Here is an 18,325-nt window from a genome sequence, read left to right as displayed (position 1 = left end):
GATATCGCGATTTCTGGAATTGACATTCCATTTTAGTCAGCACACGATTGGCCTGATAGAGCCAAATTCTTCCATCGAGGGAGATCGTCATGAAGAACCTGCAGACGCGGTACGGGCCCTATGCGCTGGTGACCGGAGCATCGGCGGGCATCGGCGCCGAATTCGCCGCCCAGCTCGCTGCCGCCGGGTTCAATCTCGTGCTGGTAGCCCGCCGCAAGCAACGCTTGTCCGCGCTGGCCGACCGCCTGCACGCCGAGCACGGCACCGTCGCGGAGATCATCGAGCTGGACCTGGGCAGCCCCGGCGCCGTCGACGAGCTGACCCGGCGCACCCAGCCCCTCGACGTCGGCCTGGTGGTCGCCGCCGCCGGCGTGGTCACCGCGGGCCGGTTCCTGGACAACCCGCTCGCCGCCGAGACCGCGCTGGTAGAGCTCAACCTGGTCGTCCCCATGCAACTCGCCCACGCCTACGGCCGCCGGTTCAGTGCACGAGGCGGCGGCGCGCTGATCCTGGTCGCCTCGACCATCGCGTTCGCACCCGCCCCCTATCTGGCCAATTACGCGGCTGCGAAGGCCTATATCGCCTCTTTCGGCCAGGCATTGCAGTACGAACTGCGCCGCACCGGCGTCGACGTCCTCACCCTCGCCCCCGGCCCCACGCACACCGAGGGCGTGGAAACCGCCGAAGGCATCGACTTCACCAAGCTGCCGCTGCCCATGGCCCCCGCCAGCGCGGTCGTCACGAAGGCACTGCGGGACCTGGGCCGCAAACCCCTGCTCATCCCCGGCCGCATGAACAAGATCAGCGACTTCATGGGCAAATACCTCACCCCGCGCCGCATACAGACCATCATGTTCGGACAGCTGATCGGCCGCGCCACCACCAGCAATTGACAACCCGCATTGGGCTCACAGCACGCCGGAAGACATTCGGTCGCATAGCAATTCGGGTATTCCAGGCTGAAGAACACTTTCGGATTCGCCGGGGGCACTCGCGGTGTGTCGCAGGCTGGGCGGCACCTGCCCGGCTGAATTGGGATCGCTGATCGGCGACAGCCTCGGGGGTGTCACCCACGCGCGGTGTGGTCGAACTCGAATGAGCGCCGCGGCCTCGATATGGCATACCGGTCGGTATTATTCGAGCAGCTGTCAGGACACACCGTTCGAGTTCGCGAGAGGACCGGCGATGGCAGTGAGACGGATGTGACCGGGCTGCCGCGCTACGCGCCGATGCTGGCCACGGCCGGCGTGGTTCCCCACGACGACGCGAAATGGAACTACGAGGTCAAGTTCGACGGCATTCGCGCCATCTGCTACGTCAGCGATGGTCTGCGGCTGATGTCCCGCAACGACAAGAACATCACCGCGGCCTGGCCGGAACTCGCCGCGCTCGGACCCTCGAGCCCCGCCTTCGTCCTGGACGGCGAAATCGTTGCGCTCGGCGAGGACGGACGATCCTCGTTCGAAGCTCTTCAGCCGCGGATGCATCAGCGCAACCCTGCCATGATCCGATCCCTGGCCACCACGACCCCGGCCACCTACATGATCTTCGACCTGCTCCACGTCGGTGATCGCTCGCTGATCGACCTGCCCTACCGGCAGCGGCGGGAATTACTCGAACAACTCGACCTCCGCGGACCGCACTGGCAGACACCACCCCGCCTGAAGGGTCCCGGTGAGGCGGTGCTCGACGAATCACGACGCCTACGGCTGGAAGGCATCGTCTGCAAACGCCTCGACGGTCCCTATCTGCCCGGGCGGCGCAGCCCGCTCTGGATCAAGGTCAAGAACGTCCGTGATCAGGAAGTCGTCATCGTCGGCTGGCGCCCGGGCGCCGGCCAGCGAGCCGGTCACATCGGCTCACTACTGATGGCAGTCCACGACGACACGGGCGAACTCACCTACATCGGTAACGTCGGCACGGGCTTCACTCAGGCAACGCTCGACGACCTGAGTGCGAAACTCCAACCGCTGCAACGCAACACACCCTCAGTCGCGGCTCCCGTGCCCGACGCGGTTTGGGTCGAACCCGAACTCGTCGGCGAGGTGACCTTCACCGGCTGGACCAGCGACGCCCGACTCAGGCATCCATCGTGGCGTGGATTGCGGTTCGACAAGAACCCCCGCGAAATCCGCCGAGAGCCGTAGCGCCGCGCGGGGGTCAGCGCGGCGCGCCCGGGCGCAGCATTCCCAGCAAGGCGGCGAACCCGAGTGCGGACCTCGGTTCAAGGCGGCGCGCCACAATCCGCCGTGCAGGGCCTGGTCGCTGAACAGCGCTTCCGGGTGCGGCCGCGGTGTCGGCGGCCGGTGCAGGTCGTGGACCAGCAGGGCGGCCATCAGTACGCGGCAGGTGTCGGGTTCGAATACCTCGACCCGGAAGTGGTGCGCACCCCCGTAGGCGGCAGCCAGTGCGCGATTCTTGGTGACCGAACGGGTCCACGACGCGGGCGCGACATTGAACGAGACGAGCTGACCGTCGTGTTCCGCGGTGATGCCGCGCCAGCGCTGGAGGCGTTTGGCCAGCGCATAACTGGGTCCCTGCTGGGGCACGAGAACATCGGCGAGGCCGGTCCCGTCTTCGTCCGTCGTGGTGTACGGCGGCCGGAAGAGCGTGCCTCGCGATACCGAGCGGGTCACGCTGTCCAGGTATTTCGGCCACCCGCGCCCGCGCCATGCGCTTACTCCGGCGTTCACGACCTCGCGGGGTACGACGAAGGCGTCGGTGGGGGTGGCGAGGTAGGCGAGCGCGGTCCGTGCATCGAGCCCGGACAGATAGGTGGCCAGGAGGTCGGCGGCCATCGTGATACGGACGTGCGCGCCGCGATCGGCGTAGGCGTACATGCCGAGAACCAGTGGCAGCTCATGGCTTTCGGCGGTCAGCCAGGCGCTCAGCTCGGGCAGCTCGATGGCCAGGTCCAAGCCCGGTGTGCCGTCGGGGCGCAGCGGCCACTGGACCGTGCCCGCGCCGCTGCGGGCGGTTTCACCGATCCGCTGCCACAGATCGCGGCCGGCCACATCGACGGCGAGGATGTCGGCACCCCACGCGGACAGCATGGTCAGCGGGCTGAGCTCGGCCCCGGCACCCAGCAGCACGATGCTGCGGCCGGGCACCGACAGCCACTGCGGATTGGCCACCACCCGGCCGATGGCCGCGCGGAACGAGGGTTCGGCGACACCCTCGGCAACCCAGGTGTCGAGTTGCTCGAGCAGATCGGCCCCGCTCAGCTGTCGGCCGCGGTAGGGAATCTGTAGCTGCGTCACCGGGCGGTTGCAGCCGGTGACGGTAGCCGTATCGGCTTGCCAGACCGCGCCGGTCGTGAGATCGAGGTCGGTCAGCGGAATGTCGACCGTGCCCTTGCGCCAGACCATGTGTCGACGGGCCGACGTGAGTCCGCGTGCCGCGACCGCATGCGCGACCTCCGTACTTCCGGCCGAGGCACTGGTCAGTTCGGCGAGCAGCGCGGCATAGTCGGTGCGCCACGCCCGGTTTCGACGAATCCGCGGTACCAGCTCAGGTGCGGCGGGGTGCGCGGCATCGGCCAGGATCCGGGTCAGGGTCGGGGTGGTGGGGCGTGCGCCGGACGCCTCGGGAAAGTCGACGGTCATGTCACCTGTTCCTGTGAATGATCTTGCGGCAGCGGCGTTCCAGCAGGACGACGGCGAGCCCGAAGAACCGGAAAGCCGGATTGGTCGTCTGCCTGTGGTGGTACCGGAAATAGATCTGCTGGCAGATGACCGCCAGCCGGAACAGGCCGAAGACCTCGTAGAAGGCCCATTCGCGATCGGTGAGACCGATTCCTGTTCGCCGGCAGTAGTATTCGACGACCCCACGGCGCGTCAGCATGCCGGGGGTGTGGGTGGGCTGGCGGCGGAAGAACTTGAACGCCCGGCCGTCGTCCTGCTGGACCCAGTACGCGAGCGCGCTGCCGAGGTCCATCAGCGGATCCCCGATGGTGGCCATCTCCCAGTCGAGCAGCCCGATGGGCCGGGTCGGATCGGAGCGGTCGAGGACGATGTTGTCGAAACGAAAGTCGTTGTGGATGAGCACGGCCCCGCGATCGGGCGGCTGATTGGCGGCCAGCCACGCCATCACCGATTCGAACGAGCCCACATTCCAGGTCCTGGCCCGTCGGTAGCGCTTCGACCAGCCCGCCACCTGACGGGCGACATAGCCGGGCCCCTTCGACATCCAGCTCAGCCCCGCCGCCTCGGGATCGATCGTGTGCAGATCGACCAGTATGTCGAGAACGTTCGTACACAGCTTGCCGACTTGCAGCGTGGTGAGCTCCAGGTCCGGGGGGAACTCCTTGCGGGGGATGATGCCGTCGAGCCGTTCCATCAGATAGAAAGGGGCCCCGAGGATTTCGGGGTCCTCGCACAGCGCGACGGTCGACGGTGCGTAGTCGAACACCGGCCCGAGCGCGGTCTGCACGCGGTACTCCCGGGCCATGTCGTGCGCCCCTTCGCCGTGCCGCCCGGCCGGGGGCCGCCGCAGAATGAGGTCACGGCCCGGGTACTCCAGCAGGTACGTCAGATTCGAAGCGCCACCGGAGAACTGACGGACCGAGGGGATACCGGTCAGCGTTTCGTCGGCGACCTGAGTACGTAGCCAGGCCGCCAGTGCGTCCACGTCGAAGGCGTCCTCGGACCGCACCTGCCGGGCCTCCGTTCGCGTCGGGCCGGGGGTCGATATCACGTCAGCTTCCTCACGATCGACAGGGGCAGCACCTTCATGGCCACCGCGAGCGGAACCCACGGCCAGCTGGGGACATACGCGACGGCTCGGCGAGCCTCGATGGCGGCGACCATGGACGCGACACCGGGCACCGTGTCGACCATGAATTTGGTGCGGTCCGCGGCCGCGGCATTGATCTCGGAGCGGATGTATCCCGGCAGGATCAGCGAAATATCCACGCCGGGAATGCGTTCGGAACGCAGCCCCTCGGCCAGCGCGGCCACCCCGGCCTTGCTGGCCGCATAGACGGTCATCGAGCGCCGCATTCCCCGCACCGCCGAGAACGACGAGATCAGCACCAGATGGCCGCGCTGCTGTGCACGGAAGATCTCCAGCGCGTGCTCGCTCTGCGACAGCGCGCCGACGAAGTTGGTCATCGCCGTGGTGCGGTTGGCTGCGGCGCCGCCCGTGCCCAGCGCCGCGCCCAGACCACTGCCGGCATTGACGATGACCCGATCAATGGTCCCGAAGGCCGCGCGGAAGACTCCGAAAGTAGCCCGCACGGCGTCGTCATCGGTGACATCGAGGGCGGCGATCTCGACCCGGACGCCCGGATGGGCCTCGGCGAGTTCATCTTTCAGTGCGGTGAGCCGATCGATACGCCGTGCGCACAGCCCGAGGTCATACCCGCGCGCGGCGAACTGTCGCGCCATCTCCTCGCCCAGACCGGAACTGGCTCCGGTGATGATGATCGTGCCCTTGCTCATGGAATGCGGTCTCGCTTTCTCGGGTTCTCTCACCGGCGCTCGGCATACTTGGCGAGTTCGACACGTCCGACGAGGTCCAGGTGCACCTCGTCGGGGCCGTCGGCCAGCCGGATCGCTCGCGCGGCCGTCCACGCCGCGGAGAGTGGGAAATCGTCGGATATGCCTGCGCCGCCGTGGATTTGCATGGCGAAGTCGATGACGTCCTGTGCCACCGTCGGCACATGCGCCTTGATCTGGCTGATTTCACTGAGCGCACCGAACGCACCGACCGTGTCGAGCTTCCATGCGGCATTGAGCACCAGCAGCCGCGCGGAGTCGATGGCGATGCGCGCCTTGGCGATCCGCTCGCGGTTGCCGCCGAGGTTCGCCAAGGGCTTTCCGAATGCGGTGCGATCGAGAGCTCGACGGCAGGCCGCCTCGAGGGCGTACTCGGCGAGTCCGATCAGACGCATGCAGTGGTGCACGCGGCCGGGACCCAGCCGTCCCTGCGCGATCTCGAAGGCCCGGCCGGGGCCGAGCAGGATATGGGACGACGGCACACGAACATCGGTGAACGAGACTTCGCCGTGCCCGAAGGGCTCGTCGTATCGGCCCATCGTGGGCAGCATCCGCTCCACACGGACGCCGGGGGTGTCGCGGGGGACGATCACCATGGTGTGGCGGCGGTGCTTGCCGGCGTCCGGATCGGTCAAACCCATGAACAGAATGACCTCGCAGTCCGGATGGCCGATGCCGGTAGTCCACCATTTCCGGCCGTTGAGGACGACCTCGTCGCCGTCGAGCACCGCGGTGGCCGCCATGTTCGTCGCGTCCGAGGACGCGACGCCGGGTTCGGTCATGGCGAACGCGGAGCGAATCCTGCCGTCGAGCAGGGGCTCCAGCCAGCGATCGCGCTGAGCCTGATCCCCGTACTGCAACAGGACTTCCATGTTTCCCGAATCGGGTGCGTTGCAATTGAATACATGCGGGGCCAGGAACGATCGTCCGGTGACCTCGGCGATCGGCGCGTAGTCGGTGTTGGTCAGGCCCGCCCCACCGTCGGTGCCGAATCGTGCGGCGTACTCACCCGCGTGCGCGGCCGGCAGGAACAGATTCCACAGGCCCTCCGAACGGGCCTTGGCCCGCAACTGGGCCAGCATCGGCAATGGCTGCCACGGATCCCCACCCGCGTCGCGCACCGCGGCAAGCTCCCGGTGATACCCGGGTTCGACGGGGAGGATCTCGTCGTCCACGAAACGGCGTACGCGCTCGACAAGATCGGCAGCGCGAGCGCTGGGTGCAAAGTCCATGACTCCTCGATTTCCTGAGGCAAGATGTGCATATGCCATTCTGGTGGGGTCCGAACATCGATTGAATGGGCATGAGAACCCCATTGGGTGTGCATATGCATATGGGTGAGCTGACGAGGAACTCACGATGGTGACGAACACAGACCGGCCGGCGGTTCCGCTCGGGCCGGGCCGGAGGGAAACCGCCGCCCGGATAGCGACGATGATCTCCGCGGCCGACCCGGAACTGCGCCAGATCTCGGCGGACCTCACCCGCCTGTACCGCGACAGCCTTCCCGTCTATGACCAGGTCGACCCCGACTCGATCGAGCAGAACACGCGTGCCGTGCTCGAGATCGCGGTCCGTCATCTGCGCGCAGACCTGGCGCAATCGAGTTTCGATGAGCTGGCCGCCCTCGCTCGCGTGTGGGCCGACCAGCAGATCCCGCTCGAACTCGTCGCACACAGCATCCAGATCGGGGCACGCCGGATATTCGCGATCGTCCGTGAACGCGCGGTCGCCGCCGAGATACCGGCGGCCGAGATCGACGCCATGCAGGACCTCATGTGGGAGTGGGCCACCGCCTCGGCCACCGCGGTGCACATGGTCCTGCAGGACCGGGCCATCGACGGTGCCACCCGGCGCGCGGACTTTCTACGCCGTCTGGTCGACGGCAGCCTGTCCCCGGCGGCGATCGCCGCCGAGGCCGGGCACCACAGGGTGGATCCGGATCACCGCTACCACGTCGCCTATGTCGCCTGGGATGAGACGAAAGCCGCCTCCGAACTGCTCGCATACCTGCGCGCACGCGGATCGACATCGAAACTGCCGGTCGTCGACACCGTCATCGACCGCCACCTGGTCGCCCTGCTCCCGCACACACCGGACGACCGGCCGCCGATAGGAACCGTGGCCCTGGGGCCCTCGGTGCCGCTGACCGAGGCTCCGCTGTCCTATCGCCACGCCCGCCAGGCCTTCGACCTCGCCGCCCGCAACGATCGGACCGGGCTGGTCGATCTGGCGACGTTGGGACCACTACCGTTGCTCGCGTATCCCGACGAGGCCGTGGACGTCCTCGCCGCGAAGCACCTCGCGCCGCTGTTGCGTCACAGCGCCGGCGCCGAGGTGGCTGCCACGGTCGAGGCGTACCTCGACTGCGACCGCCGTATCGACGAAACCGCCGCCAAGCTCTACCTCCATCGCAATACCGTCCGAAACCGGTTGCTGCGCTTCGCCGAGATCACCGGCCTGAACCTCGACCGCACCGACGATCTGATCGTGGCCTGGTGGCTGCTCACTTACCGCCGGAACAGCGAATCGGGCATGGGCGCATAACGCCCGGAGTCCTCATTTCGATTCGCGCGGGCGATATTTCGAGCCGTTCGGACGATGCAGAACACCGGTCATCAGTGTCGCCAGGGATTCTTCGAGCGCGGCGCACACGTCGATGCGCAGTGCGGCCAGGCCGGGGTCGGCATCGTAGGCCGCCACCGTGCTCGCCGACGGCCGGCCATGGGCGTACAGCCCTGCGACCATGGCCACGCCCATCAGACAGATCGTCAATGCCTTGTCGCCGAGTTCCGGCACCGCTTGGCGGACACGGTCGGCAAGGATGGTGAGGTTCTCGAGGGTGGAGCGCTTGTACCGAACGACCACGTCGACCGACACATTGTGCTCGAGCACGCCCGCCTGGGCGCTTACCAGATCCGAGAACGCGGTGTGGTCCTGCAGCGAACAACTGAGGACGGCCGCGAGTCGATCGATCCGTTCCTCCACCGGCAAGTGCGGATCGATGGCGTCCGGCAATTCATCCGCCAACTCGGCAAGCCACTGGCGGAATCCCCGATCGAGCAGTTCGAGCAGAATCTCCTCGCGAGATTCGAAGTAGCGCAACACATTCGATTTCGCCAACCCGACGCGGCGGCTGAGCGCGTTGAGGGTCAGATCGGCGACCGGCATGTCATCGAGCATGGCCGCGGCGGCTTCCAGAATCGTGCTGCGGCGCACCTCCCGCTGCTCCTGGGTGCGCGCTCTCTGGAATCCCACGCACCGATGGTACCGAGGGCCGGTTCATTGACTAGAGACCGGCGGTCTCTTACTGTGGGTCCAAACCGGTTAAGAGACCGGTGGTCCTCAATTTCGATTGATTCCGCAGCGGAGGAACCATGGCGCACAAGTGGACCGAGAACGATGTCCCCGAACAGCACGACCGGCTCGCGGTCGTCACCGGAGCCAATACCGGACTGGGCTTCGAAACCGCCCGCGTGCTGGCGGCGCACGGAGCGTCGGTGGTGCTGGCGGTCCGTGACGTCGAGAAGGGCAAACAGGCCGTTGCCCGGATCACCGAGATCGCGCCCGGCGCGCGCCTGAGCGTGGTCGCCCTCGACCTGGCCTCGCTCGAATCGGTCCGCGCGGCCGCCGCCGAGCTGCGCACCGCGCATCCGAGGATCGATCTCCTGATCAACAATGCCGGCCTGATGTACCCGCCACGGCAGAACACGGCGGACGGATTCGAGCTGCAGTTCGGCACCAACCATCTCGGGCACTTCGCCCTGACCGGATTGGTCCTCGACCTGTTGCTGAAGACCCCGAACTCCCGGGTGGTCACGGTGGCAAGCCTCGCGCACCGCTTCCGCGGCAAGATCCATTTCGACGACCTGCAGTGGGAGCGGTCCTACGACCGGGTCGCCGCCTACGGCCAGTCCAAGCTGGCGAACCTGATGTTCACCTACGAACTGCAGCGCCGACTGACCGCGCACGGCGCCAATACCATTGCGGTCGCCGCACATCCGGGCGGTTCGAACACGGAACTGATGCGCAACTCCCCGTCCGTTATTCGGTGGCTCGCACCGGCGGTGGCCCCGCTGGTCGCACAGAGCCCGGCGAAGGGCGCCCTGCCCACACTGCGTGCCGCGACCGATCCGGGTGTGCTCGGAGGTCAGTACTACGGCCCGGATGGCTTCGCAGAGATCCGTGGATATCCGCGAGTCGTGGCTTCCAGCAACCGATCTCACGATCTGGCCGCACAGCAGCGGCTGTGGGCTGTCTCCGAACAGCTGACCGGCGTCACCTTCGAGGTCTGACCGGCGACGTTGCGGGTGCGGTGGGCTGATTCTCGCGCCGTGCTTCGAGCCACCGGGTGCAGCGACGCAATGCGCCGGCCTGCTCACCCGCGGCGACCAAAGCCGGCGTCGGGCTGACATGGACCGCCGGGTTCGAGCCGGCGGCCCGCAGCCGCAGGGGCGGGAACAACCCGCACCTCTTCCGGCCTCTGATATATGCACTGCTTACCTTTGTGTGCGGACGCTAACGCTAGGATGAAATGTAAGCGCTGTCAACACTTGTTAAATTGGTTCCATGGCAACGTCGAACGCGCCGTATCACCACGGCGATCTGCCCAGCGCGCTGGTGCGCGCGGCTGTGGAACTCCTCGAGGAAGGTGGTGCGGGTGAGCTTTCGCTCCGCGCCGCCGCGCGGCGGGCGGGCGTGTCGACCGCCGCGCCGTACCGTCACTTCGCCGATCGCGATGCCCTGTTGTCCGCCGTCGCCGCCGTGGGTTATCGCGAGCTGACCGCGCAACTGGTCGCGGCGGCCGCCGCGCCGGCCAATGCCGCGGACCTCGCCGAGATCGCGGTCGCCTACGTGCGGTTCGCTCTGACGCGGCCCGGGCTCTTCCGGGTGATGTTCTCCGAGCCGTGCGATCCCACCAGCCCGGAACGGGTGGCGGCGACCACCGCGATCCACGAGTACGTGAAATCGATTGTGCGGCAGATCTTTCCCACGGCCGACGAGGAAGACCTGGCGACGGCGCTGTGGGCGTTGGTCCACGGCCTGGCCTTCTTGTACCTGCACGGCAAGTTCGACGCCGATTCCGTCGAAAGCCGAGTCCGGAGCGCCGTTTTCGCGGCGCTCGACGCGTCGATCACGTCCAGCGAGCCCTCGGGCGCCTGATCCGGGCCGCGGGTGTGCCGAGGCGACTGGGCTCACCGGTGGGGGAGGGGCGCCTCAGGGTTTGCGCACCTGCAGCAACACCTTGCCCACGGTATCGGCGGAATCCAGCAGCGGGTGCGCTTCGGAGACATCGTGGATGGGCACCACGGCGGACACGACCGGCGCGACGGTGCCCGCGGAAATCAGCGGCCACAGCCGCCGGCGCAGGTCGGAAATGATCTCTGCCTTGGATCCGAGGCCGTATTCGGGACGACGGCGCAGGTTCGTCACGTGGACCGAGGCCCGTTTGCCCAGCATCACACCGAGATTCAGCTCGGCGACCGCCCCGTCCTGGAGGCCGATGATCGTGAGGTCGCCGTCGGTGGCCAGGGCGTCCACATTGCGTTGGAGGTACCCGGCGCCCATGATGTCGAGGATCACGTCGGCGCCGCCGTACTCCTCGGTCACGACGGTGACGAAATCCTGATCGCGGTAGTTGATCAGGGTGTTCGCGCCGAGTTCCCGGCAGCGATCCAGCTTGAACTGCGAACCGGCGGTCACCGCGACGTGGGCGCCCAGCGCCCGGCCCACCTGGATCGCGTGCGTGCCGATGCCGCTGCCGCCGCCGTGGACGAGCAGCGTCTGGCCGGCGCGAAGACCGGCGGTCATCACCACATTCGACCACACGGTGGCGGCCGCCTCGGGGAGCGCGGCAGCCGCGGTGAGGCTCGCTCCGTCGGGCACGGGCAGCAACTGCGTGGCGGGGACGTTGACCCGTTCGGCATAGCCGCCGCCGGACAGCAGTGCGCAGACCGCGTCGTCCGGCTTCCAGTCCTGCACGTCGGCGCCGACCTCGGCGACGATGCCGGACACCTCCAGGCCGAGGATGTCGCTGGCCCCGGGTGGCGGCGGGTAGAGGCCGTAGCGCTGCATGATGTCGGCGCGGTTCACTCCCGCGGCCACCACGTCCACTGCCACTTCCCCCGGGCCGGGGGCCGGTAGGTCGTCCACCTGCGACCACTTCATGACCTCCGGACCGCCGTAGCCGTCGAGTGTCACAGCGAACATGTCATCCCCTTTCACCATAATGTGTACACCGCTTACATTACTCTCGAAATTAGCGCCGTCAACATTCGAGCCGTGGATCACGATCCACGGTGTCAATCGTCATGGGCTGTCCATCACTGCGTGGGCCCGCCCCGCCAGTGGACGATCGCCAGGGCCTGGCCGCTGCCCGCGCGGCAAGACGTTCGGCCCTCAGGTCCGAAAAGTGCTGGCCGAGACGTCGATCGACGCCTCGGCCAGCACTTTTGCGGGGGATTCAGTGGGCTCCAACCCTTTTCAGTACCTTCAGCACGACGGTCAGTGTGGCTGCCCAGACCCGCTCCGAGATCCCGGCCGGCGCTGTGAAACCGAGGAGGCGCTGGTGTGCAACCGTTTGCGGCTCCGTGTATTTCAGCAGGCCGTCGGCCCCGTGGCGGCGCCCGAGTCCGGAATCGCCCATGCCACCCATCGGCGCGTCGACGCTGCCCCAGGCGGCGGCGTAGGCGTCGTTGACATTGACGGTGCCGGTGTGGATGCGAGCCGCGACCGCGCGGCCCTTCGCACCGTCACCACTCCAGACACTGGCATTGAGACCGTAGGCGGTGGCGTTGGCCAGCGCGATCGCCTCGTTGACGTCCCGGTAGGGGTAGATCGACACGACCGGGCCGAAGGTCTCGTGGTCGTAGAGCGTCATGTCCGGGGTGACACCGGTCAGGATGGTCGGTTCGTAGAAGAGCGGCCCTAGATCGGGGCGTGCCCGGCCGCCGGCTCACACGGTCGCGCCCTTGGCGACCGCGTCCCCGACATGGGCGGTGACCGTGTCGAGCTGGAACCGGTTGGTCAGGCACCCGACATCGGTGCTGTAGTCGTAGGCGGCACCGATCTTCAGCCGCTCGGTCCGGTGGACGAAGGCGGCGACGAATTCATCGTGGACGGCTTCGGCGACATTCATGCGTTCGATGGAGACGCACAGCTGTCCCGTCGACGAAAAGCACGCGGAGACAGCGCCTTCGGCGGCACGGTCGATATCGGCGTCGTCGAGGACGATCATCGGATTCTTGCCGCCCAGTTCGAGCGAGGCGCCGATCAGTCGCTCCCCGGCGTCGCGGGCGATCTGCCGGCCACTGGCGGTGGACCCGGTGAACATCATGTAGTCGGCGTTGTCCATCAGCGGTGTGCCGAGGGAACTGCCCCGGCCCACCACCATCTGCCATACCCCGCGGGGCAGGCCGGCCTCGTGCATCAGATCCAGCGCCCACAGCGCGGTCAGCGCGGTCTGGGTGTCCGGCTTCTGCACGACGGCATTGTCGGCCATGAGCGCCGGCATGGCGTCGCCGGCGCCCATGCTCAGCGGGTAGTTCCACGGCGAGATGACCGCGACGACACCTTTGGGATGCCGCAGCTCCGTGGTGTGGGTCAGCACCGGGATCGCGCCCCGGCGGCGTTTGGGCGCAAGCAGTTTCGCGGCGCTGCGCGCGTAGTAGCGGGACGCGATCGCGATATCGGTGACCTCGAGGAAGGCATCGCGACGGGTCTTGCCGTTCTCGGCCTGCATCAGGTCCAGAACCTCGTGCTGCCGCTCGAGCAGCAGGTCGTGGAAACGCAGCAGGATCGCTTTCCGCTCGTGCGCGGGTGTGGCGGCCCAGGCCGGCCGGACGCCGCGAGCGCGGGCGAACGCCGCCTCGACGTCCGCGGGCGTCAAGACTGGAAGGGTGGCGAGCGGGTCACCGGTGTAGGGGGCCGTGGTGGTGACGTGCGCGGCGTCCGGTCCGGCCTCGACGCGGGCGGCGAGCCGGGCGAGCAGGGCCGGGGTCAGGGCAGCGGGCAGGCCCGAGGTGCGGGCCGAGGTGGATCTGGTGGCGTGGTCGATGGTCATAGCGGCTCCGGATTCAGTGCAATGCCGCGCGCAGGGTGTCCTGCGCCAGCTTGATCGCGGCGTTGGCCGCCTGGGTCGAGCGCAGCGCGTTCAGCATCACGAAGTCGTGGATGATGCCGCCGAACCGCACCTGGGTGACCGGCACACCGGCCTCGCGGAGTTTGGCCGCGTAGGCCTCACCCTCGTCGCGCAGCACATCGGCTTCGCCGGTGATCACCAACGCCGGCGGGAGGCCGCGAAGCTGCTCGATCGACGCGCGCAGCGGGGACGCGTGGATCTCGTCACGCTGGGCGTCGTTCTCGGTGTACTGGTCCCAGAACCACTTCATGCCCTCGCGGGCGAGGAAGTAGTGCTCGGCGAACTGGTGATAGGACGCGGTGTCGAAGTTCGCGTCGGTGACCGGATAGAACAGCACCTGCTGCTGGATCCGCACGTCGCCGCGCTCCTTGGCCATCAGGGTGAGAACGGCGGTCATATTGCCGCCCACCGAATCTCCGACGGCCGCGAATCGCGAAGCGTCGAGCCCTTTTTCGGCGCCGTGGGCGAACACCCACTGCGCGGCGACGTAGTTCTGCTCGATCGCGGTCGGGTACTTGGCTTCCGGCGACAGGTCGTACTCGGGAAACACCACGGCGGCGTCGGCGCCGACCGCGAGTTCGCGGACCAGCCGATCATGGGTGTGCGCATTGCCGAAAACCCAACCGGCGCCGTGAATGTAGAAGACGACCGGCAGCGTGCCGGTCGCGCCCGCGGGTTTGACGATGCGGACCTTCACCGACCCGGTCGGTCCGCCTTCGACCGTGATCCATTCCTCGTCGATCGCCGGCTTGTCGATCTCCCCGGACTGCACCTCGTCCACCGCCTTGCGGCCTTCGGCCGGCGGTAGCTGGAACAGAAACGGCGGGGTGTCGGTGGCCTTCGAGAACTCGACCGCCTCGTTTTCGAGCACCGGCTTGATCTCCGTCATCGCACTCTCCTTCTGGTCTGGTGTTCTCGGGTTCCGGATGTACCGCGTTCCGGGACAGTCAGCGCCGGGCCGGCCGGACGGCGACCCCGACGGCGGCTTCGGTGTAGAAGTCGATGTCGCACACGTCGTATCGGAAGAACATGACCGAGATCAGGCCGATCCCGGGCGTGATCTCCAGCGGCGCCAGCTCCTCCGGCAGGCGGGAACGGATCGCGCGCGACGGGGCCAGCATGGTCAGCCGCGCACTCGACATGCGGTAGTAGAAGTTCGGGGTGAAAGTCTCACCGATCCGCGAGTCGACCTTGACCTTGGGTAGCTGCCGGAAGAAATCCACACTGCTCACCCGGGGATCCCGCGCCACTTCGTCCAGGTCGGTGTCCATCCGGAACCGGTCGTACAGACCGCCTCCGGGCACGGTGACCAGGCGGCCACCCAGATCGACCTCGACGGTGCTGAGTTGAGTCGGTGACATCGGTGTACTTCTCTCGCTCGCTGGCATGTGGGCGGACCGACGTCAACCGTGAATGTTAGCAGTGTCAACACTGGGGTATCGGAATTCCGGACGATCTCGGCGCGGCCGATCGTCGCCCCGTGTTCCATGACCGGACGACTCTCGGATGCGCCACGCCTCAACGGCATGCCACGGCCGAAATCGCGTCGGGGGCAACGGGTATCGACCCGTCATGAGCTCATCTCGAGGATTGCGTCGCACCGATGTCGGCGACGAGTCGCTGTGCCAGATCGGCCGAAGACTGCGGGTTCTGCCCGGTGTACAGATTCCCGTCGACCACGACATACGGCCGCAGCGGCAGCCTCGCCTTGGAGTAGTCGACGCCCAGTTCCTTCAGTTTGTCCTCGAGCAGCCACGGGGCCTTCCGGGCGAACCGGTTGAGCAGCTCCTCCCGGTTGGACAACCCGGTCATCCGGCGTCCGGCGAAGGGCGACGTTCCGTCCGGCTCGGTCGCGGCGAGGATGGCCGCGGGGGCATGGCACAGCAGTGCGAGCGGGCTACCGGATGTCAGCCGATGACTCAGCAGTGCACCCGAGGTCTTGTCGTAGGCGAGATCCTCCATCGGGCCGTGCCCGCCCGGGTAGAACACCAGGTCGAAGTCGTCCACATCGACGGCATCGAGGGGCTCCGGCGTGGCCAGGACATCCGCGATGCTGTCGAGGTAGCGCTCCACTTCGCGGCGCTTCCATGGCATCCCACCGGCGATTCCGATGCTCAGCCGATCGAGCGTCGGGGCCTTGCCGCCCGGTGTCGCGACGGTGATGTCCCATCCGGCCTCGCTGAAGGTCCGGTGCGGAACTGCCACCTCCTCCGCCCAGTATCCCGACGGATGTGGCGTTCCGTCGTTCAATGTCCACCGGTCAGCGGCCGTGATAACGAACAGAACCTTCGTCACGCTTGTTCCTCCTGATGCGTTGTTCTGCAGACGGATAGGGCACCGGCGGCCGGGTTGGGACGAGGTCGGGAAAGCATCGATCAACTCGACGCGCACCGCCGAAGCGGCGAATGCCGCCACCTAATGTATTCACCGCTAACATTAGCGGCAGCGTAGCCCACCGTCAATGGTGTTGGCAGCGCTCACATGGCAGTTCAGCGGTTGCTGGTCCATCGCAACACCGTGCAGTACCGCCTGCGGCAGATCACCGGCAGATACGGCATAGCGCTGACCGGTGACTCCTTCGATCTGCAGTTCGCCCTCGGTGTCTGCCGGTGGTATCGCGCGGTGTCACCACCGGGCTGACCCGGGCGTGACACCGAATGCTGTTCGCGGCGAACAAGAACGGTGAATCCGTTCGTGCGGGGCGCGCGAAAAGCAGTGAAACTCAAGGCAGGCTCGCTGGATGTCGCCGATCCGGCAGGGACTCGCGGATAGAATTCCAGGGCACGTGAAAACCATTGATACGGCGATACTTCGCGCTTCCTGGCGTGATGTGTTCGCAGCGGCGTGCGCGGGCACGGAGGCGTTCGTGATCCTGCAGCGAGGTCGTCCCGAAGCAGTGCTGTTGTCCGAATCGGACTGGCTGACCGGTTGCGCGAAAGTCCCTGTGCCCGAGTGGAATAGGCAGCGATGGGCGGTATCGGACGTGCGAAGCTCCCTCCGGGCCGTCCGCACCGCGGCCCATGTGTCCGGTCGGCATACCCTGATCAGGAAACTGTACGGACCATTGTTCAGGGACGGCTCCGACGAAACCATCGACGCTGTGATCGCCCCGTGTGACTGGGTACGCATGTCACTTCCCGAACTCGGAGAATTCGCACCGTAGATGCGGCGAATGCGAGTTGTATCAATTCCGTGAACCAGGGGATGGATCGGATATCTGATCGACCATATGCGCTGACGTGATGCCGGGGCGATCGCTACCATCGCGGGAGGGCACGACATCGCCGATGCCATCGAGTGCGGGATCGACCAGCGCAGGACCGAGGCGGAAATTCTCATGGAGGCCGCTGAATCCGATCGCCCACTGGGCGAGAGCGAGCGCGAGGAGCTCACGCGGTTGCGGGAACTCGCGGCGCATCGTGATGCGCCCGGCACCGGCGACCCGGCCGGTGGGCGGAACGGCCGGGAACACCGCGGCGCACTGCGCTGGGCGGCCACGGTCGTGCTGCTGGCTCTCGTCTCCGTCCTGGCAATCGGCTCGGTTCTCGCGCGATTCGCCCACGGCGAAGTGCTCGACACCGACCGCTACGTCCGGATCGTCACGCCGCTGGGGGCCGATCCGGCACTGCAGAGCGAGCTGGCCGACCGGATCACCGACGCGATCATGGATCGTGTCGACGTCGAGGCCATCACAGCCCAGGCGCTGGCGGCGATCACCGAGAACAACCCCCGGGTGCCCGCCGCGTTTGTCGGGGTCGCCCCGCTGGTCGGCAAGCAGGCACGAGACTTCGTGCGGGACACGGTGACGTCCGTCCTCGCGTCGAATGAGTTCGAGGCCCTGTGGATTCAGGCGAACCGGCAGGCGCACACGGGCATTGCCGCGGTTCTCACCGGCCACGCCCATGCGGCAGTGGGCATGAGCGAGGACGGCACCGTGAGCGTGTCGCTCGGGCCGATCATCGACAGGGTGCGGACCGTGCTGAGCGAAGAAGGCTTCACCTTCGTCGAGCAGGTGCCGGCCATCGACCGGTCCTTGGTGCTGTTCCGTTCGCCGGAGCTGGTCAAGGCGCAGTGGTGGGTGTCGTTCCTGGACCGGGTCGACCGGGTGGCGCCGTGGCTCACCGTGCTCCTGGCGGCCTGCGCCGTCTGGGTCGCACCGAAAGGCGCACGCCGGCAAGCGTTTTCCTGGGTGGGGGTGGCGCTGGCGCTGGCCATGGCGGCACTGGCGGTAGCCATCGGCATCGCACGATCGGCGTACCTGGACGCGGTGCCCGCCGAGGTGATGACCCCGCAAGCGGCCGCGACGGTGATCGATGCCTTTCTCGTGCCATTGCGGACCACCGTGCGCGCGGTGTTCACGGCCGCCGTGGCGATCGCGCTCGCCGGGTTCCTCAGCGGGCCCTCGAGATCCGCGGTCGCGGTGCGAGAAGGCTACAACCGGGCCCTCGCCGCGGTGCGGTCACGGCGAGACGGCCGAGATCCACAGGCGATCGAATCCGCCGTGGGCCGGTTTCGCGGCCCGCTGCTGGGCGGCATCATCGCCGTCGCGGTGATCGTCCTCGTCTTCTGGCGATATCCGACGGGGCTGGTCGTCATCGGGACGGTGCTCGTCACCATCGCCGCTCTGCTCGCCGTGGAACTGGTGGCCGGACCGAGGCCCGTTCGACGCGACCGAGCTCACCGCTGA

General features: G+C 67.3%; 14 protein-coding genes and 2 pseudogenes. 7 read left to right on the top strand and 9 right to left on the bottom strand.

Annotated features, from left to right (window positions below):
* Positions 1-89 precede the first annotated feature (89 nt).
* Both ACFXHE_RS19715 and ligD read left to right on the top strand, forming a co-directional pair.
* Positions 90-893: an SDR family NAD(P)-dependent oxidoreductase gene (locus ACFXHE_RS19715; protein WP_379384922.1), complete on the top strand. Its 804-nt coding sequence runs from the start codon at positions 90-92 to the stop codon at positions 891-893.
* A 186-nt stretch (positions 894-1,079) separates the two neighbouring features.
* On the top strand, positions 1,080-2,147 hold the full coding sequence (ligD, locus tag ACFXHE_RS19710; protein ID WP_379384920.1) for a non-homologous end-joining DNA ligase: 1,068 nt from the start codon (positions 1,080-1,082) through the stop codon (positions 2,145-2,147).
* Positions 2,148-3,606: 1,459 nt separating this feature from the next.
* On the opposite strand, the gene ACFXHE_RS19705 is transcribed toward ligD, so the two are convergent.
* From ACFXHE_RS19705 to ACFXHE_RS19695, 3 genes are read right to left on the bottom strand one after another with little or no spacing between them, the layout of a single operon-like run.
* Positions 3,607-4,695 (bottom strand): phosphotransferase family protein, encoded by a 1,089-nt coding sequence (locus ACFXHE_RS19705; protein WP_379384918.1) that lies wholly within the window; start codon positions 4,693-4,695, stop codon positions 3,607-3,609.
* Entirely contained in the window at positions 4,692-5,441 is a 750-nt protein-coding gene (locus tag ACFXHE_RS19700) for an SDR family oxidoreductase (RefSeq protein WP_379384916.1), read from the bottom strand. Before ACFXHE_RS19700 ends, ACFXHE_RS19705 begins: the two co-directional genes overlap by 4 nt.
* A gap of 29 nt (positions 5,442-5,470) precedes the next feature.
* A complete protein-coding gene (locus tag ACFXHE_RS19695; RefSeq protein ID WP_379384914.1) occupies positions 5,471-6,730 on the bottom strand; it encodes an acyl-CoA dehydrogenase family protein in 1,260 nt (419 codons plus the stop codon).
* 127 nt (positions 6,731-6,857) lie between these two features.
* Here ACFXHE_RS19695 and ACFXHE_RS19690 point away from each other — a divergent pair, with 127 nt between their 5' ends.
* Positions 6,858-8,045 carry a PucR family transcriptional regulator gene (locus ACFXHE_RS19690; protein ID WP_379384912.1) on the top strand — a complete coding sequence of 396 codons (1,188 nt, stop codon included), beginning with the start codon at positions 6,858-6,860 and terminating at the stop codon, positions 8,043-8,045.
* A 12-nt stretch (positions 8,046-8,057) separates the two neighbouring features.
* Here the strand turns inward: ACFXHE_RS19690 and ACFXHE_RS19685 are convergent, their stop codons facing one another.
* Positions 8,058-8,756 carry a TetR family transcriptional regulator gene (locus ACFXHE_RS19685; protein WP_379384910.1) on the bottom strand — a complete coding sequence of 233 codons (699 nt, stop codon included), beginning with the start codon at positions 8,754-8,756 and terminating at the stop codon, positions 8,058-8,060.
* Between the two features lie 119 nt (positions 8,757-8,875).
* Here ACFXHE_RS19685 and ACFXHE_RS19680 point away from each other — a divergent pair, with 119 nt between their 5' ends.
* The gene (locus ACFXHE_RS19680; RefSeq protein ID WP_379384908.1) at positions 8,876-9,793 is read left to right on the top strand and encodes an SDR family NAD(P)-dependent oxidoreductase; all 918 of its coding nucleotides are present in this window, start codon (positions 8,876-8,878) and stop codon (positions 9,791-9,793) included.
* Positions 9,794-10,067: 274 nt separating this feature from the next.
* Complete coding sequence (locus ACFXHE_RS19675; RefSeq protein ID WP_379384906.1) at positions 10,068-10,661, top strand: TetR/AcrR family transcriptional regulator; 594 nt, start codon at positions 10,068-10,070, stop codon at positions 10,659-10,661.
* Positions 10,662-10,715: 54 nt separating this feature from the next.
* Here ACFXHE_RS19675 and ACFXHE_RS19670 read toward each other — a convergent pair whose 3' ends face one another.
* The 5 genes and pseudogenes from ACFXHE_RS19670 to ACFXHE_RS19650 all read right to left on the bottom strand — a co-directional run bounded on the left by ACFXHE_RS19670 (position 10,716) and on the right by ACFXHE_RS19650 (position 15,933).
* A complete protein-coding gene (locus ACFXHE_RS19670; protein WP_379384904.1) occupies positions 10,716-11,708 on the bottom strand; it encodes an NAD(P)H-quinone oxidoreductase in 993 nt (330 codons plus the stop codon).
* A 253-nt stretch (positions 11,709-11,961) separates the two neighbouring features.
* A pseudogene (locus ACFXHE_RS19665) lies at positions 11,962-13,560 on the bottom strand (succinic semialdehyde dehydrogenase).
* 13 nt (positions 13,561-13,573) lie between these two features.
* Positions 13,574-14,527, bottom strand: coding sequence for an alpha/beta hydrolase (locus tag ACFXHE_RS19660; RefSeq protein ID WP_379384902.1), 954 nt, complete (start codon positions 14,525-14,527; stop codon positions 13,574-13,576).
* Positions 14,528-14,591: 64 nt separating this feature from the next.
* Positions 14,592-14,999, bottom strand: a pseudogene (locus ACFXHE_RS19655) (acetoacetate decarboxylase); the annotation flags it as partial.
* Positions 15,000-15,216: 217 nt separating this feature from the next.
* The gene (locus ACFXHE_RS19650) at positions 15,217-15,933 is read right to left on the bottom strand and encodes a type 1 glutamine amidotransferase domain-containing protein (RefSeq protein WP_379384900.1); all 717 of its coding nucleotides are present in this window, start codon (positions 15,931-15,933) and stop codon (positions 15,217-15,219) included.
* Positions 15,934-16,119: 186 nt separating this feature from the next.
* Between ACFXHE_RS19650 and ACFXHE_RS19645 the strand changes: the two genes are divergently transcribed.
* Positions 16,120-16,278: a helix-turn-helix domain-containing protein gene (locus tag ACFXHE_RS19645; protein WP_379384898.1), complete on the top strand. Its 159-nt coding sequence runs from the start codon at positions 16,120-16,122 to the stop codon at positions 16,276-16,278.
* A 697-nt stretch (positions 16,279-16,975) separates the two neighbouring features.
* A complete protein-coding gene (locus ACFXHE_RS19640) occupies positions 16,976-18,325 on the top strand; it encodes a hypothetical protein (protein WP_379384896.1) in 1,350 nt (449 codons plus the stop codon).

The organism is Nocardia sp. NPDC059229 (assembly GCF_042754165.1).
Taxonomy (GTDB): Bacteria; Actinomycetota; Actinomycetes; order Mycobacteriales; family Mycobacteriaceae; genus Nocardia.
The sequence above is the reverse complement of the archived record's forward strand: the minus strand, read 5'-3'. Positions and strand labels throughout refer to the sequence as shown.